General features: G+C 59.7%; 17 protein-coding genes and 1 tRNA gene. 10 read left to right on the plus strand and 8 right to left on the minus strand.

The window, feature by feature from the left end; genetic code table 11:
* The first annotated feature begins 53 nt into the window (after positions 1-53).
* The 4 genes from LIW51_RS08920 (at position 54) to tpiA (ending at position 3662) form a co-directional block, all read left to right on the plus strand.
* The gene (locus tag LIW51_RS08920) at positions 54-656 is read left to right on the plus strand and encodes a hypothetical protein (RefSeq protein ID WP_227373684.1); all 603 of its coding nucleotides are present in this window, start codon (positions 54-56) and stop codon (positions 654-656) included.
* Positions 657-785: 129 nt separating this feature from the next.
* A complete protein-coding gene (locus tag LIW51_RS08925; protein ID WP_227373686.1) occupies positions 786-1739 on the plus strand; it encodes a TIGR03557 family F420-dependent LLM class oxidoreductase in 954 nt (317 codons plus the stop codon).
* A 143-nt stretch (positions 1740-1882) separates the two neighbouring features.
* Complete coding sequence (locus LIW51_RS08930; protein ID WP_227373687.1) at positions 1883-2872, plus strand: DUF4349 domain-containing protein; 990 nt, start codon at positions 1883-1885, stop codon at positions 2870-2872.
* A 145-nt stretch (positions 2873-3017) separates the two neighbouring features.
* On the plus strand, positions 3018-3662 hold the full coding sequence (gene tpiA, locus LIW51_RS08935) for a triose-phosphate isomerase (RefSeq protein WP_227373689.1): 645 nt from the start codon (positions 3018-3020) through the stop codon (positions 3660-3662).
* On the opposite strand, the gene LIW51_RS08940 is transcribed toward tpiA, so the two are convergent.
* Positions 3659-3934: a hypothetical protein gene (locus LIW51_RS08940; RefSeq protein ID WP_227373691.1), complete on the minus strand. Its 276-nt coding sequence runs from the start codon at positions 3932-3934 to the stop codon at positions 3659-3661. The genes tpiA and LIW51_RS08940 overlap by 4 nt on opposite strands.
* A gap of 26 nt (positions 3935-3960) precedes the next feature.
* Complete coding sequence (locus LIW51_RS08945) at positions 3961-5277, minus strand: DNA polymerase Y family protein (RefSeq protein WP_227373693.1); 1317 nt, start codon at positions 5275-5277, stop codon at positions 3961-3963.
* A 180-nt stretch (positions 5278-5457) separates the two neighbouring features.
* Here LIW51_RS08945 and LIW51_RS08950 point away from each other — a divergent pair, with 180 nt between their 5' ends.
* From LIW51_RS08950 to LIW51_RS08965, 4 genes are all read left to right on the plus strand, one after another.
* A complete protein-coding gene (locus tag LIW51_RS08950) occupies positions 5458-5769 on the plus strand; it encodes a HalOD1 output domain-containing protein (protein WP_227373694.1) in 312 nt (103 codons plus the stop codon).
* A 144-nt stretch (positions 5770-5913) separates the two neighbouring features.
* Complete coding sequence (locus tag LIW51_RS08955) at positions 5914-6255, plus strand: HalOD1 output domain-containing protein (RefSeq protein WP_227373696.1); 342 nt, start codon at positions 5914-5916, stop codon at positions 6253-6255.
* 193 nt (positions 6256-6448) lie between these two features.
* Positions 6449-6973: a plastocyanin/azurin family copper-binding protein gene (locus LIW51_RS08960; RefSeq protein WP_227373698.1), complete on the plus strand. Its 525-nt coding sequence runs from the start codon at positions 6449-6451 to the stop codon at positions 6971-6973.
* 251 nt (positions 6974-7224) lie between these two features.
* On the plus strand, positions 7225-11289 hold the full coding sequence (locus tag LIW51_RS08965; RefSeq protein WP_227373700.1) for an Eco57I restriction-modification methylase domain-containing protein: 4065 nt from the start codon (positions 7225-7227) through the stop codon (positions 11287-11289).
* A 48-nt stretch (positions 11290-11337) separates the two neighbouring features.
* Here LIW51_RS08965 and LIW51_RS08970 read toward each other — a convergent pair whose 3' ends face one another.
* Together LIW51_RS08970 and LIW51_RS08975 are read right to left on the minus strand one after the other, a co-directional pair.
* Entirely contained in the window at positions 11338-12660 is a 1323-nt protein-coding gene (locus LIW51_RS08970; RefSeq protein ID WP_227373702.1) for an LVIVD repeat-containing protein, read from the minus strand.
* Between the two features lie 251 nt (positions 12661-12911).
* A complete protein-coding gene (locus LIW51_RS08975) occupies positions 12912-13223 on the minus strand; it encodes a hypothetical protein (protein ID WP_227373703.1) in 312 nt (103 codons plus the stop codon).
* A gap of 83 nt (positions 13224-13306) precedes the next feature.
* Between LIW51_RS08975 and LIW51_RS08980 the strand changes: the two genes are divergently transcribed.
* Positions 13307-13444, plus strand: a complete 138-nt coding sequence (locus LIW51_RS08980; RefSeq protein ID WP_227373705.1) for a hypothetical protein — start codon at positions 13307-13309, stop codon at positions 13442-13444.
* Between the two features lie 568 nt (positions 13445-14012).
* A complete protein-coding gene (locus LIW51_RS08985) occupies positions 14013-14843 on the plus strand; it encodes a plastocyanin/azurin family copper-binding protein (RefSeq protein WP_227373706.1) in 831 nt (276 codons plus the stop codon).
* A 451-nt stretch (positions 14844-15294) separates the two neighbouring features.
* Here the strand turns inward: LIW51_RS08985 and LIW51_RS08990 are convergent.
* The 4 genes from LIW51_RS08990 to LIW51_RS40410 form a co-directional block, all read right to left on the minus strand.
* Positions 15295-15470, minus strand: a tRNA-Trp gene (locus LIW51_RS08990).
* 43 nt (positions 15471-15513) lie between these two features.
* Positions 15514-15738, minus strand: coding sequence for a DUF5795 family protein (locus LIW51_RS08995; RefSeq protein ID WP_227373707.1), 225 nt, complete (start codon positions 15736-15738; stop codon positions 15514-15516).
* Positions 15739-15799: 61 nt separating this feature from the next.
* The gene (locus LIW51_RS09000) at positions 15800-16696 is read right to left on the minus strand and encodes a DUF5794 domain-containing protein (protein ID WP_227373708.1); all 897 of its coding nucleotides are present in this window, start codon (positions 16694-16696) and stop codon (positions 15800-15802) included.
* A gap of 3 nt (positions 16697-16699) precedes the next feature.
* A complete protein-coding gene (locus LIW51_RS40410; RefSeq protein WP_497007379.1) occupies positions 16700-16900 on the minus strand; it encodes a DUF8099 family protein in 201 nt (66 codons plus the stop codon).
* Positions 16901-17089: the final 189 nt, after the last annotated feature.

Here is a 17089-nt window from a genome sequence, read left to right on the forward strand (position 1 = left end):
CGAGCCAGCACGATTAAGGAATCCGATGGCGACCCCACGATGGGGGTTAAACGATGACACACCATCACCACGACCAGTCGCGTCGCGGTGGCGAAGACGAATCGCGGATGCAACGCTACGGCGGCCCACGACGGCGCGAGCAGGAGCAATCGCAGAGTCAGGAAGGACGAGAGAACCGGCAGGAACAGCGAAGACGGCGACAACAGCGGCGACGCTACGGCCAGCAACGAGGAGAAGAACAACGACACGGCCAGCAACGCGGCCAACAGGGACAGGAACACGGGCAACAGGGGCAGGAACGTAGGCAGCAGGGCGGACGGCAAAACCGACAGGGGCGACGACGTCGTTACGGACAGCAATCCCAACGAGAGGGAGAACGGTCACAGCAGCAGGAGCAGAACCAGTACGGCGGAAGCTCCGAGGGCCAGTACAGTCCCGTCCAACAGACCGCGATGCGCGAAGGGCAACAGAGCCGCGAGAATCGCCGACAGAGACGACAACAGGAGCGACGCTACGGGCAACGACGAGAGGAACGGGAACAGCAGGGTCAGCAACAGAGTCAGCAGTTCCAATCGTCCCAGGCACGAGAACAACAGGAACACCAAGGCGAGCGCCTCCAAGAACAGCAGGAGCGACGGCAAGGCCCGCGACACTGACCGCTCGAACCGACGGATTCGCGAATCCACGACCCGTCAGGCCGCCATTCTTTTCGGCCGGAGGCTTCATGCCGACGACCGATGTAGCGCCTCCGTCATGGCTTTCGAAACCACTCGACGGAGGGGACGATGACGCAGATCGGCTACACGCTGTCGAGCGAGGAGCACCATCCGAACGAGCTCGTCCAGCACGCCGCGCGGGCCGAGGAGGTGGGCTTCGACTTCGCGTCCATCTCCGACCACTACCACCCGTGGATAAGTCAGCAGGGACACAGTCCGTTCGTCTGGTCGACGCTCGGAGGCGTCGCGCACGCCACCGACGACCTCCCGGTGGGGATCGGCGTGAACTGTCCCATCATGCGATACCATCCGGCCATCGTCGCGCAGGCCGCCGCGACCGCCGCGGCGATGTTCGAGGGAGACTTCTTCCTCGGCGTCGGGACTGGCGAACGACTGAACGAGCACGTCGTCGGCGAGCACTGGCCCGAGCATCCGATCCGGATGGAGATGCTCGAAGAGGCGGTCGAAATCATCCAAAAACTGTGGCAGGGCGGCCAGCAGAGCTACTACGGCGACCACTTCACCGTCGAGAACGCGCGGCTCTACACGCTGCCGGAGGAACCGCCGGAGATCATCGTCTCGGCCTACGGCGAGCGAGCGGCGAAGGCCGCCGCGGAACTGGGCGATGGGTTCTGGAGCGTCGGACCGCAGGACGTGGTCGAGACCTTCGACGAGGCCGGCGGCGAGGGGCCGAAGTACAGCCAGATGTCCATCTGCTACGCCGAAGACGAGGATGAGGCCATCGACACGGCGCTGGAACACTGGCCGAACACGTCGCTTCCGGGCGAACTTGCTTCCCAACTCGCCACCCCGACGCACTTCGAGCAGGCCAGCCAGATGGTCACCCGGGAGGATATCGCCGAGGGGAGCGTCGTGACCGACCCCGACCCGGACACCCACGTCGAGAACCTACGGCAGTTCTTCGACGCGGGCTACGACCACGTGTACGTCCACCAGATCGGCCCGGATCAGGAGTCCTTCTTCGATTTCTACGAGAACGAGGTGCTGCCGGAGTTCGAGTGAACGAAAGCGCAGAACCGAACCTTCGGAGAAGCTAGCTCTTGCGGTGCGCAAGCGGGCTGAAAACGAGACCGGAATCGGAAGTGAGTGAAACAGGTGTTTCACTCTACCCAACACCTTTGTTATTCGAATGACCAGTGAGATGCATGACAGCACGCAGGCGACGACTGCTCGCCCTCTCGCTGGTCGTCCTCGTGACCCTCGCCGGATGCGCCGGGTCGGGTGGAAATAATAATGCGGACAACGCAGCGAACACGGTTGCTGACGGTGGTTCGAAGTCGAACGGCGATTCGGCAGCCACGGGGTCACAGCGTTCGGCGCTCGTCGTCCAACAACGGGCGCTCATCCGAACCGGGAACGTCACGCTGAACGTCGAGAATTTCGACAGATCGAGCCGGAATCTTACCGAGACGGCGCGCGCACAGGGCGGGTTCGTCAGCGACTCGAACCGGCGCGTTCACCGCCGAGGGAACGAGACGTGGACCGCCGGGCGCGTCGTCTTCCGGATTCCGAAGGGGAACTTCTCCGCGTTCTTCGAGCGGGCGAAACAGGAGGGAGAAGTGGAGGAGTCGAGCACCGGGACGCAGGACGTGACCGACCAACTCGTCGACCTCGATGCGCGCTTGACGAATCTTCGGTCGCAGCGCGAGAAGCTCCGCGAACTCTACCAGAACGCCAACGACACCGAGGCCGTGCTCGCCGTGCAAAAGCGCCTCTCGGAGGTGCAGTCCGAAATCGAGCGACTGGAAGCAAGACAGCAGTCGCTCCAAAAGCGCGTCGCCTACTCGACCGTCACCGTGACGATGCAGGAACCGCGACCCGACGCGACGACGAGGACGGGTGACGAGAAGTCGTGGTACGACACGGGCGTTCTGGCCGCCTTCCTCGATTCGGTCGACGGTGCGCTCGTCATGCTCCGAGCGATAGTCGTCGGCGCGGTGTACGTCCTGCCATACCTCGTCGTCCTCGGGATTCCCGTCGGCGGAGCGTTCGCACTCTGGCGGCGATGGTCGGGGAGAACAAGTGTACCGACAGTACCGAGCGCGTCGGAGAGGATACCATCGGGCGAGCACGAAACCGACGGAACCGAAGCAGACGAAACGAGCGAACCCGGGGACGACGAACACGACGAGTAATATCGTTCATCGGCCGAGCGGGTAACGCCTTCCGCACCGGTGACGAGGCGCAAGTAAACTTCCGTTCCCTGAAACCACCTGACGAATATCCCTTGCCCGTCGCTCTCTCGCAACCTATTTGGGCGCGCCGACAGTCGCTCCAGGTATGTTCGTACTCGTCAATCTGAAAGCCTACCCCTGCGACCCAATCGAGATAGCGGAGGCTGCCCGCGACGTGAGCGAAAAGCGCGGCGTCACCATCGCGGTGGCACCGCAGGCGGCCCACCTCTCGCGGGTCGCGGAGATCGGCGTCGAGACGTGGGGCCAGCACGTCAGTCCCGTCGAACACGGGAGCCACACCGGAAGCACCCTCGCAGAGGCGGTCGCGGACGCGGGCGCGACCGGCACCCTGCTCAACCACTCCGAGCGCAGGCTCAAACTCGCGGACATCGACACCGGGCTGGACGCCGTGGCGCGCGTCGGACTCGATACGACCGTCTGCGCGAACAATCCCGACCAGGTCGGCGCGGTCGCCGCCCTCGGCCCTGACGCTGTCGCGGTCGAACCGCCGGAACTCATCGGGAGCGGCACGCCCGTCAGCAAGGCCGATCCGGATATCGTCACCGACGCGGTGGCGGCGGCGGAGGCGGTGGACGAGGACGTGAGCGTCTTCTGCGGCGCGGGTATCTCCTCCGGGGAAGACCTCGTCGCGGCGCGAGAACTCGGCGCGGAGGGCGTCCTGCTGGCGAGCGGCGTGGCGAAGGCCGACGACCCGACGGCGGCGCTGGAGAGCCTCGTCGAACCGCTCTAAGCGGAAACGATGACGAAGTGGTCGTCGTGCTGCGCTTCGAGCACCGACCGTTCCCGCATCCGGACGACGTAGCCCGTGACGGTGCGGTCGAGTTCGTGCGCCGCCCGGACGCGAACGAGGCTCCCGATGACCTGCGCCGACGGCGGTTTCTGCGCAGCCCCGCAGTCGTAGATGGTGAGGAGTTCGTCGCCTCGTTCCGCCTCGTAGACGATGATGTGGGCGTGCTGCGGCAGGTGCCAGCGACCCTCGCCCGCCGGTGCCAGCTTGTTCATACCGCGGCCTACGCGGGCGACGGTAATCAGAAGTCCGAAAGCGACACCTGCCCGGAGCGACTCCACTCGCCGTCCCTCTCGCCACCCCTGTCGGTATCTCCCGTCTCGCTTCGGTCGTCCGGCGCATCCTCTCCTTCTCCTTCTCGCTCGCGCTCTCCTGCTGACTCCGGCGCGTCGAAGCCGTCGAGGCTGGTCTGGTCGTTCTCGGTGAACTGAAGGTTCGAGACGCGCACGCCGACCTTCCGTACTCTGTCGTCCTCGAACTCGGCGAGCAAGTCGAGCGCGACCTCTTCGACCAGTTCGGGGTCGTCCACCGGCCCGGGCAACGACCGCTCGCGAGTGTACACGTCGAACGGGGGCGTCACGACTTTTACGCCGATGGTGCGGTACATCGCGTCTCGGTCGCGGGCGCGCTCGGCGACCGCGGTCGCCAGCGTCGAGACGCGCAACCGCTTTTCCTCCGCGTCGCTCGTCGCACCCGTGAACGCCGACTCGCGCGAGAGGCTCTTCGGACGACCGATCGGCGTCACCGTCCGGTCGTCGTCGCCGCGTGCTCGCCGGTGGAGTTCGCGTCCCCGTTCGCCGAATCGCTCCGCGAGACCGTGCGGATCGGCGTCCGCGAGGTCGCCCGCTGTCTCGATGTCCATCTCCCGGAGTTCGCGGGCGGTGACCGGGCCGACCCCGTGGAGTTCCGCCACGTCGAGCGGGGCCAGAAACTCTCGGACAGTGCCGGGTTCGACCACGACTAGTCCGTCCGGCTTGTCGTGGTCGCTGGCTATCTTCGCCGCGCTCATATTCGGAGCGACGCCGACGCTCGCGGTGACGCCGACTTCGCGTTCGATTCGATTCTTAACGTGACGAGCGAACCCCTCGGCGACTTTCCACGCGGTTCGGCCGGTCACGTCGAGGTACGCCTCGTCGATGCTCACCTCGCGCACCGTCTCCGCGCAGTCGTGGAGGATAGCCCGCACGTCGTCGCTGACCGATTTGTAGAACCCCATATCCACGGGGCGGTAGTAGCCCGCCTCGTCGGAGTCGTCGTCGTCCTCATCCGGTTCGCCGTCGGGGTCGTCGGTAGCTTTTCGGGGGAGACGTTCGAGCGCCGTGCTGATGGCTTGTGCGCTCTCGACGCCGTATTCGCGGGCTTCGTAGCTCGCAGTGGCGACCGCACCGTGCGGTTCGTCTTCCTCGTATCCCATGCCGACGACGACCGGTTCACCTTCGAGGTCGGGGTCGCGGAGGCGTTCGCAGGACGCGTAAAAGCAGTCCATATCCACGTGGAGGACGATGCGATCCTTACGTTCGTCTTCGTCGCCGGGCAAGCGTCCTCCGCGATTCGACATCGGCGAACCGTTCGACCGCCAGCGGGATTAACTTGTGCAAAGCAGGGCGAAAGTGAACAGGTCTATGGAGCGATACCCGCAGTAGATTGCCGCGGCAGGAATCGATAAATAGATGGTACGGTTCCGTTTGCGGCATATTTCGCTATATTTATTGATGGATATGCGGTAGCGCCGGGCAAGATGGGCACTTCCGACGACCGCGACTCTAGCGGTGACGAACGGCTTAGTCTTCGGGTCGTTCGCGCCATCGCTGAGTACGAAGAAACCGATCCGACGGAAATCAGACCGGTTCTCTACGACATCATCGATCCGGACGCGCTCGACTCACTGTTCGAGGAAACGCAGAACGGAAACGCTCGTGCGAGGGGCCACGTCGCGTTCGACTACGGGCGACGCGAGGTCATCGTCTACAGCGACGGGCGGGTCGAACTCGTCGAGCAGGAGTCTTCGGATTCGGTCACTTCGACGAGATCCACGTCGAACGACGGCTGAACGATTACGTCCGAGACAGCATAGTAGGCTTCCATCTCGGGGTTCCACCCGGTGGTATTTTGCTATCGTACCGGTCGTTGGTGGATTCCCGAAACTTGCCGATAGCTATATGTTCGTCACCCCCTGAGACCGAAGTAGCACACCGTGCGCGACTCAGACAACTCCAGGGATTTCGACATGGATATCGAGATAGAGACCGTTAGTGACGATTCGACCGAAGCAACGTCGACGTACGTATTCGACATTGAGCGCGAGATGGCCGGCGGACACGCGTGTGCGGGCATCATCCGCGCACTCGCGGAGGTCATGAACGCCTCTCCGAACGAGATGACGCCGCTTCACGCGGTGGTCAACTGCGACGCGGTCGAGGCACTCTTCCGTACCCGCCGGTACGGCGAGGCACGAGACAACGTCTCCCTCACATTCCACTATGACGTATACGAGGTGAGCGTCGACGCGAGCGGGAAGGTCGTCGTGAAAGAGTAGCACACCTCGCCCGCCGGAGACCCAGTTCGGTAGCTGATTCGGCCATAGCCGCGTGATATGCTTCCCTCCTTCCCGACGCACTCTCTTCCGCCACCCACCCGTGTTCTTTCCGGCGAACTTCGTGTTCAGTTCACACATCAGTTGGACGGCCAATACTTTTTCTGGAAATCGGCGGAAAACTACCGACCGAAGGATGACCGACACCAACTACCCGTCTCGACGCTCGGTTCTCCGCCTCTCCGGAAGCGCCCTCGCCACGACGTTGCTCGCGGGGTGTACGGGCGGAGGCGGCGGCGACTCGGGAACGACGAGTACGGAAACGACGACGGAAACCGAAGACGGCGGAACCACGACCACGTCCGGCGGTTCGAGCGGCGACCGGGAGGAAATACGCCTCGGCGCGAAACAGAGCGGCTGGATCGGTCGCAAACCGCAGTCCATCGCAGACGAGAAGAATCCGACGCTATCGCTGAAGGCGGGACAGAAGTACAAGCTCACGTGGGAGAACCTCGATGGGATGGAACACGAATTCCTCGTCGTCGACGATAGCAACGAGAAACTCGAAGAGAGCGACAAGAAACTCGTCAAGAGCGACGACGCGAAGAAGAAAGGCGAGAAAGTGACCGTGACGTTCACCGCCTCGAAGAAGATGAGCCGGTACTTCTGCGAGTACCATCCGCAGACGATGAAGGGGCAGGTGAAGATCGAAGGCGGATAAAACGAGACCCAGCGACGAACACCCCGGCAGAACGCGAGTGGGGCGTCTGATTTTCGATGGGTGTACGGATTGCCGGTTCGTGGGGCGATTCTACCGCGTCTTTTCGTCGGCGGTGGATTCTCCACGTCGGATATTTCGTCGATAGTCGAATCCACTACTTCCGTGAGGTATTTCGGGTACGGATACCGTAAGTGACGGACTTAGACCCGTACTTTCATATCATTCCGGGAACCCACCACGGGATAGCAACCATGAGTCAGGCGACTTTCTCTACGGAACCATATCTCAATTCGAATCTCTTCTCGGGGCATTATCTCGACGAACGCGTCGACAGCTTGGATGCGTGGGACTGTGACGAAGAAGTACGAGACGTGTTCGAGCGGCTTCGAACGCTGTGGAACGCGGAGAAAAACCTCGTCGAGTCGTACGAAGAAGACGAGCTACTCGAATCGTGGATAGACGAAGTAGTGGACGTGCTCGGCTTCGGAAAGCTCTCCGAAACGACGCTCCCAGGTGGTGGTGGGTATACCGACCGACTGCTCTTCAATTCGACTGAAAAGCGACGCGAAGCCGCGTTCGAGAGAATGGAGGGACGGACGGGGGCGACGTACAATCTCGCATCCGCACTGCTCGAAGCGAAACGATGGGATGCATGTTTCACGGAGACGTTCCGCGAACAGCGTTCGTACCGAGACGCGTCCCACCAGGTGAAATACTACCTCGAACGGACGCCCGAGCACCTCCAGTGGGGAATCCTAACGAACGGGCGAAAGTGGCGACTTTATGGAACCAAAGACTACGAAACGGAGACCTACTACGAAGTGGATTTACCCGAGCTGCTCGAATCCAGTAGCTTCGAGGATTTCAAATACTTCTACGTTTTCTTCCGCTTCTCGGCGTTTCGTGAATCGAACGGCACGACGTTTCTCGATACAGTTTGGAACGAAAGCGAAACCGCGACACAGGAACTCGGTGCAGACCTCCAAGATAACGTCTTCATCGCGCTTCGAGTGCTCGGGAAAGGGTTCGTCGAAACCAACGACCTCGATATCGGTCCGGGGGACGACGAGCGACTGGACGAGTTAAAAGAACAATCGCTCGTGCTTCTGTACCGGCTCATGTTCATCCTCTACGCGGAGTCTCGACACCTCGTCAACCCAGGCGACCCATCCAGCCAACGAGAGTATGAGGAGAACTTCGGTCTCGACCAACTGCGTCTCGGCATCCTGGAGGAAGTCGGAAACGCGCCGTCGGAAAACGCGTTCGAACGGGAGTACAGCAGGTACTCCACGTCGATGTGGAGTCAGTTGCAAAATCTCTTCTCGCTCATCGACACCGGAAAGGAGTCGCTCGGAATCCCACCCTACAACGGCGGGTTGTTCGACGAAGACCACCACGAGTTCCTCGCTCAAAACGAGGTCGCGGACAGGTATCTTGCCGAAGTCATCTACCGACTTTCCACCACGCAAACCAAGGATGACTTCGTTCCTGCCGACTACGCCGACCTCGACACGCGACATCTCGGAACGATTTACGAAGGTCTGCTCGAATACGAGTTTCGCATCGCGCCGGCGCAATACGGCGCAGTCACGGCGGGCGAGGGGCAAGTCCGGAAAGGCACAACCGATGTGAGCGTGGCGGATGCCGTCGAAACGGTCGAACGGGGAAGCCTGTACGTTGTAAACAACGATGGCGAGCGAAAGGCCACGGGAGCGTACTACACGCCCGACTACGTGGTGACGTACATCGTCGAAGAGACGATCGACCCACTCGTCAAGGATGTCGAAGACCAACTCGGCGAAACCGATCTCGAACCGGGAACGGAGGAGTACGTCGTCGCGTTCTGGAAGCGCGTTACGAGCCTCAAGGTGCTCGACCCGGCGATGGGAAGCGGACACTTCCTCACGAAAGCCACCGGCTACCTCGCCGAACGGGTGATGGAGCGCGTCCGCGAGTTGGAAACCGCGACCCTCTTCGACGAACAGCGAGTTCGGCGCGAAATCTCCCGCGAGTGTATCTACGGGGTCGACCTGAACGGGATGGCGGTCGAACTGGCGAAACTCTCGATGTGGCTGGAAACCTTCGCCACGAACCAACCCCTCGCCTTCCTCGACCACCACCTGAAGGTCGGAAATTCCCTCGTCGGATCGAACGTCAACGACGTCCTGCGTGACGACGGCGAAATCGTCGATGACGACGGAGACGATGACACGACACGGATGACGTTCGCCCAGGTGTTCAAACGGGCACGCCAGCGCGCTCTGGAGCACGTTATGGAGTTGGTGCGAGACCTACTCGCTATCGACAACGAAGCCCTCGCGGACATCAAGTCGATGGAGGAGATCTACGACGAAATCCGCGACGACCCCCTTTACCAGCGACTCTTCGGGATGGCGAACGTCCACACCGCGGAACGATTCGATCTGGACGTGCCCGAAGACGCCTACGAGCGAATGGCCCGCGCCATCGACGACGAAGACGACTGGGCCGAAATCGAGGCGATCGACTGGTTCCGAACAGCGCAGGCGACGGCCGACGACGAACGGTTCTTCCACTGGGTACTGGAGTTCCCCGAAGTGTTCTTCGACGAAGGCGGGAAATCGATGGAGGAAACGGGGTTCGATGCGGTCATCGGAAATCCGCCGTGGGTGGACGTTAAAGGCTTGAAAAAACCGGAAGTGCTGTTCGATTTCTTCGAAACTAGTTACAACCGCGTGAATATTTACGCCGCATTCGTCGAACAAGCATCGTCGGTGCTCGTGGAAAGGGGTACCTTCGGATTCATCACGCCCAACTCGTATCTGACGCAAAGCTCGTATCTTCGGCTCCGAAAGCACGTCTTGGCGAGCTACGGAATCGATACGATCGTCAGACTACCCGATGGTGTTTTCTCGGGAGTCACCATGGAAACGGCTATCCTGATCGCCCGGCGCGGTACGTCCATCGAAAACGACGACGTCACTGCGATAGTTTACCGGCGAGATGACGATATTTCGGTGATATCCGAAAACGGGGGAACCGTTCGTGAGTGTAACGTGGAGCGGTGGAAACGAACCGGCGAGATGATATTCGACGTCTTCTCGTCTCGTTTGGAAAAGGAGGTCGTCCAGAAAATAGAGGAAGGAAGCGGAAGGATAGAACAACAGTTCGAATCGTGCTTAGGTCTTACACCGTACGATAAACATCGAGGCCACACCGAAGAGCAGATCGACGAGCGAGTATTTCATTCCGACCGGAAGGAATCCGAGGGGTATCATCGAATAACGACCGGCAAAGGAATCCGAAGATATCGGTTGACCTGGGAAGGCGGCGAGTGGATACGATACGGTGGTTGGCTGGGCGCACACCGTGAAAAACGGTTCTTCACCGAACCGCGCTGTATCGTTCGACAAATCGTGTCACGCGATGAGCGCGGAATCCATGCAGCCTATTTCGACGAAGAGATGTTCCACGCGCAGGTCGGCTTCGTACTGCTCCCGAAAGATGGGAGCGAGGTGAGAGCGAGGAACCTCGTCGGAATACTCGATTCGAAACTCATGACGTTCTATCACCGAACGCGATTTTTGGACGAAAATAAGGATACGTTCCAAAAGATACTGATCCAAGATGCAATCGAATTCCCGCTTCCGAGCGGCTATCAAGGGTCTAATTCGTTAACCTATAACGTTCGAGAAATGGAGACCCTGCTCGAGAGGCGAAGCTCACTCACCCTCTCTCTCCTCGACCATCTCGGAATCAGCACCGAAGACGGCGTAACCGGCCCCGCAATCACCGATATCGGACTGACCCAACCTCCGAAAGGTTCCGGAGGCTCCATCCTCCACGAGACCACGGAGACAAAGAACAACCTCAAAATCGAGCGGGTGGCTGTCGAGCGCGAATCGACCACCACGGTCGAAATCGAACTCACGGTGCGATACAAACCCGAGAATTCGGCCGAGCACGAAACCGACCGGTACGGATACACTGAGACGGAGATCGTACCCGCGCTTCGAATCACGGAATTGGCCGAGGTAGAGGCAGATCTTATCGAATCGTTTGTCCCCGTGGCGGTGGACGAGGCCGGTGGGTTCGCTGCGTTCCGCGAGAAAGTTACCAAGACGAACTCGCCACTCGACCGACTGAAGAAACTCACCCTTCCCGACGTGGGCGACGTGCGAGATGGACTGGAGAGCTACGTGCGGACGAAAGAGCGGGTCGACGAACTGGACGAGAAAATCGAGCGAACTGACGACCGCATCGACGAAATCGTCTACGAACTGTACGGCTTGACCGACGAGGAGATCGGAATAGTGGAAGAAGCGACGAAAGAATAGCGTCCGATAACCGTGTCGATAGGGAATACGCCGCACGACAGAGAGCGGTCACGTTCCCGCGAGTTCGAACGTGTAAAGTCCGGTGAACGTATCGCTCGCGACGACGAATTCGCGCGTCGCGTCGTACGCCGCCTTCCACGCCATCGGCGGTTGACCGAGTTGTGCGACCTTCTCGTTCGGCGTCAGTGCGCTCGCACCATCGTCCGTCGGATACCGGTCTATCGGCTGTGGACTCGTCGGGTCGGTGATGTCGTACATCACGACACCTTCGTGCCAGTCGGCGCTGACGACGAGCGTCGCGTCCCCCTGCGGAACGATGCTGAAGTGATGGCCCGTCCAGTCGAATCGCTCGGCGTAGTCGTCCGCCATGCGCTTTGCGTTCGGCGAGACGGTAAACCCGACTGGGATGGGATTCGAAATCGACCCGTCCTTCCACCCGACGTCGAAGACGTGTTTTCCGCCTGGAACGCCTTGCGGTCGCTCGTCTCCCATGACGAGTAGCTCGCGTCGGGGATCGAAGTGGCCGTGGTGCGCGCTCCCGAACGCTTCCTCGCCGACTCGTGTCCCGTCGTACGACTTTCGCTCCACGTAGTCGAAGCGCCCGACTTCGACCGGATTTCGCGGGTCGCTCACGTCGTAGATGATGAATCCGACGAACCGCCCCGCCTGGAACGCGGAACAGAGTAACTCCCGCTCTGGGTCGACGGAGATGTCGTGACACGCTCCCTGCGGACCGTGCTGGCCGAGTTTGCGCGGGGTTGAGGGGTCGGAAACATCGTACACGTCAAATCCGTTCGTCTTCAAGTCGTAGTTCACCGCGTAGAGAACCGGCTTCGTCGGGTGGGGCGTCAGGTTGTGCGATTTCCCCTCGGAGATTCTTCCGACGACTTTCGGAGTGTTCGGCGTTCCCGACGCGTAGCCGTAGTCCACAATCTCGAAGTTTCCGTCCCACGTCCTCTCTATCGCTCGATGGTACAGCCCGTTTCGGGAGTCGAACTTGACGTCCAAGTTCGGCGCGTCGTTCGAGTTGCCGAGGTAATGAACTCGTTTCGGGGCGGCCGGGTCGGAGAGGTCAACCAGATAGGTGCCATTGACGCCCCATTTGGTCCCGACGACTGCGTAGCGGCCATCGTCTCGAACGGACACCTCCGAATAACCGCCATCGGGGGAAGACTGCGCGGAGGGCTGTAATCGGCCCAGTTTCCGCAGCGTTAACCGACGGGGGTCGACGGTTTCGGTGGTCGACGTCGTCCCTTCCTTGCGATTCTTACTCAGAAAACTGGAACATCCGGCGAGCAGCGTTCCCGCGAGGGCCGTGCCGGAACGTACGAGCAGCCGACGGCGGGTCGGTGAATCGCGCGGGTGGGTCATCGATGATCACTCGGGGATAGATATGGCGGCCTCGTCGTTTGTTATGCGCCGTCTGAATCTGATACTAAGAGAGCAATCGTTTCCTACCTCCTGATTTTGGATAGTTTAGATACAGTTCGTTTTCCGCTCACCGGTGGATGAGCACGCGCTACGCGGTTCTCACCGCAGGACTACCTCGACAAACGCAAAATCGAACAACGCAGGAGCACATGGCGGAATGACCGCTATCCACTGCGCATCTACTCCAGTGGTTAGACGAAAACGACGTCACCTACATCAACGACCTCAACCCATATACCATCAACAAGTTCCTCAGACACCGCCAACAAGACGATATTGCGATACAGATCTACAAGAACAACGTCACGATAATTCATGGCTTCATGAAGTTCCGCGCCAACAACGGTCTCGTAGACGGCGAGCTTGTCGATGCAGTAGAAACCCCAGTAGTCGAGAACGGCGAAGACGTGGATGATACCTCGATTGACCCAGACCTCGTAGAAAGCATTCTCGACTATCTCTACAAATACGAAGACGCCGAGCGGAAGCACTGCGTCTTCCAACTGATATGGTATACCTGTATGCGCATGGGAACCGTTCGCGCTCTGGACGTGGACGACTTCTCGGCTAAAAACAGGAGCTAAACGTGCGCCATCGACCAGAAAGTGAGACGCCATTGAAGAACGGCTACGCTGCGGAACGTACCGTAAACCTTGGAAAGAAGACAGCCGATTTACTCGAAGACTACGTCGACCTGAAACGCCACGACATTGAGGATGAGTAGGACGGCGTCCGCTATTCACAACGCGACAAGGCAGACTCTCAGTGAATTGGCTTCGAGTAGAAATATACGGACTCACGAGACCCTGTGGCTCCACATGTACGTGTCCACACAACCGCGACATCCACGAGTGCAAAGCAGCGCAAGTGATAACACACCTCTGAAATGTCCGACGTCAGTTAGCCCACATCCACTGCGTCGGGGCGCTATCACGCAGCATATGAAGGATGAATGGCCGGTAGAAGAGTTGAGTAAGCGTGCAAATGTCTCCACGAAGATTCTGGAAAAGTACTATAACGTGATGACCGAGCGAGAAGAGGCCGCTCGGCGAAAAAAGTACAAGAAAGACATATAGAACGAGAGGGGAGTGAATTACTTTCACTCCGGCTGGCAGGCGTTTACCAGCGATGAGTTCAGGGTTTAGAGATGATAGTGAAGTCCGAAAATAATGGATGTGGTCAAAAACCTAATAAATAATGGAACTTGCTTCTACGAACACGATTTTCAGGAAGTGAGAATCGGTACCGGTATTTTTTACCAGAAAGATGTTGGTCATTAATGGACTACGCCCATGAACCACGATCCCGATCGCCGCACACTCCTCACAGTAACTTGCGCAACGCTCGCTGGTGCAACGCTCGCAGGCTGCCTCTCATCGGCAAATCCCGGCAGGACAAATGACGAGACGTCGACCACCACAACAACTACCGAACCAGATATGACCGTCAAGGTCGGCCCAGGAGGAAATTTCACGTTCGAACCACCCGAACTTGAAGTTCGGCCAGGGACCACCGTCCAATGGATCTGGGAATCCGATTCCCACAACGTTGTCGTGAGAAGCCAGCCGACAGACGCGAACTGGGACGGATCCCTCGGCCCGAAGTCTAAAGTCTACGAAACCGGGTATAGCTTCACGCACACCTTCGACGTCCTTGGCTCATACGAGTATTACTGTCAGCCCCATCTGGCGGCGGGAATGACCGGGACAGTCATCGTAACGAAGTCACCAAGTGAAACCACCACGTCAGAGTCAGCACCGCACACCGACTCCGGAGAAGTAGAGGACATACAGCCGAACGAACCCCAAACAATCAGGGATCTAACTGGGCAGAGTGAGATAACGGTCACTGTTGGCCCGGATGGCACGCTCCAATTCGATCCGGCAGGGGCTCGAATCTCCTCTGGGGCGACTATCACGTGGGTCTGGGAGTCGAATACCCACAACGTCATCCCCGAGAGTCAGCCTGATGAAGCCAATTGGAAAGGGACGCCCGGTGCGCCGAGTAAGAGGTACGACTCCGGCTACACGTACTCGCACACGTTCGCCACGCCTGGAATGTACGAGTACTACTGTCAACCGCACAAGAGCGCCGGGATGACTGGAAAGTTGATCGTCGAATAATCCCCCAATTGTCTCTCTATCTCCACTTCCGCTGACAAGAATGCCCTCCTCCAACGGGATGATTCAGAGAACGGTTTCCAGCTTTTTGCCTTACTAAAATCCTCTTCCGGCTTGCAGTTACTGACCTGCCGAGTTAGTTGGTTAACATACACTGAGAATAGCTCTCGCTGGAAGAGAGAAACTGGAGATGATTGAGGGCGTGGCGGCGTTCTCGTCCAGTGAGTGATTTTGCTCTGTGTGTTTTTTTGAATAGTGACTACGCCGATTTTTGTCTACGTCAACTATATTATAATTATGGAAAAATTTTCACTTTCAGGGAGCTACCGTAATACTAATCGCTTGACGGCAGTGCGTCCATTCGACAATCGAATGAAGTCGTTCCTCAGTATACTGATATTGTATATAAGGAAGCCAACGCCTCATGTGCATTAAGGATAATTCGATAATGGCATGGGGTCGGAGGGATTTGAACCCCCGATCGACTGATATCTCCGGTGCGCCTCGGAACTCCAGAGGGTCGTCAACGCGAGCGATGATCAGTCACTCGCTCGGTATATCAGTCTGGAGTTTCGTCCCGGGCGCGTAGCCTCTGGAGTCAGTCGCCATCCCTGGCTTGGCCACGACCCCGCAAACCTTCGTAGGTGGAAACTACCTAAAGGGATTTCGATTTCTACTCCTCGCGTTTCTGCCAATCGCAGTCCTGACACTTGTGTCCGGTGACGTACGCCGTCACGCTCGGCATGTAGCCGACCTTCAGCACGTCACCGCCGCACTCCGGACACTCTCGCTCCGCGTCCTCGATGCGTTCGGCCTCCATCACCGACTCGCCCTCTATCATCTCCGCCAGTTTCTTCGGCGTGACCATCCGCCCCTGAACGACGCGATTCTCGGTCATCATCGGAACACGAACGCGAGAGCGGAAAAACGTCTAGGACGCCCGAAACGGTCGAACGGCGTTACAGCCACGGACGGCGCTCGTCGCCGTCCTCCTCGCCGGGGTAGCCGTAGGCCGAGTCTGAGTTCTCGCCGCCGTCGGTGACCGCGGGGGAACCCTCCAACTCCCGCGGTTCGCTCGGCGCATCCGGTGAACTCGACGGCTTCTCGGGCGCGTCCGCGTCGGCTGCCGCTCGTTCGCCGGGGTCGAGCGCCAGCAGGCAGGTGACCGCGAGGACGGCCAGCGGCGCGCGTCCGGGTGCGAAGCCGAGGATTGACAGCGGTAGGACGCCCAGCGCGACGGCGCTCCCGAACCGGAAGCGGTCGATGTCGACGACTTGGCGCAGCCACGGCGCGAACAGGGCGACCGCGAGGGCGAACGCGACGCCGCTTCCCGCCGCCGCGGCGGCGTGGACGACGCGAGTTTCGTCGAGCGTCGTCACCAGTTCGAAGCCCGCGGGTTGGAGGCTGGCGAGCATCCCGAGACCGATGATGACTCCGGGGCTGGGCAGGACCTCCCCGACGCGCGCGCTCGCTGTCTTGGCGGCGATGGCGGCGATGACCAGCGCGGCGAATCGCTTGAATACGTCCATGTCCAGGGCGCTCGCGATGGTCGGCGCGAACGCGGCTTCGACCGCCGCCAGTGCGATAAGTCCGACGCCGACCGCGAGCACGGTCGTCGCCTGCTCGCTGGGCGTTCCGTCCATCTCCGCGAGGATAACGGCGACGGTCGCGCTCCCGCCGAAAACGAGCAGTCCAACCTGCACGATGCCGACCCACGAATCGAGCGCCCCGGCGAGAACCATCGCGGGGAAGATACCGTCGACGAGGGGTAGACCCATGACGGTCGCTAACAGCTTCGTCGTACCGCCTACCTGTTGCTCCAACCGGTAGGCGATCGGGTGTTGGGAACTACTCATCGACTAGCTGCGATACCCCTGACCCGTGGGTGACGGGTGATGATACCTGCGGTGCGACCGACGCCGCCGTCGGAGATTCCCCGCAAGCGATTTCCCTACCAGTGTAAATGTGGCGCGCATTTTCCCGAAAATCGCAGTCGGACTGAAAGAGTCGTCGCTCGTCCGAACAGCAATGCGCTCTACAATGGAACTGGTAGAGTCCATACACGAGTTTATCGCCGTTTATTGCTTAAGTGTTGCGTGAGAGGTGCCCCCATAGGGCGCAAAATAACGGAGAGAAACGGCATCAGACTTGGCCATTTTTTACCAGATTCGTCCATTCGCCGGCCGTTCTTCAGTGACGACCGCGACGATACCGAATGCTCGGCGACGATACGCACGACTGTGTACAGA

This window comes from Haladaptatus halobius, from assembly GCF_020618475.1.
Lineage (GTDB): Archaea > Halobacteriota > Halobacteria > Halobacteriales > Haladaptataceae > Haladaptatus > Haladaptatus halobius.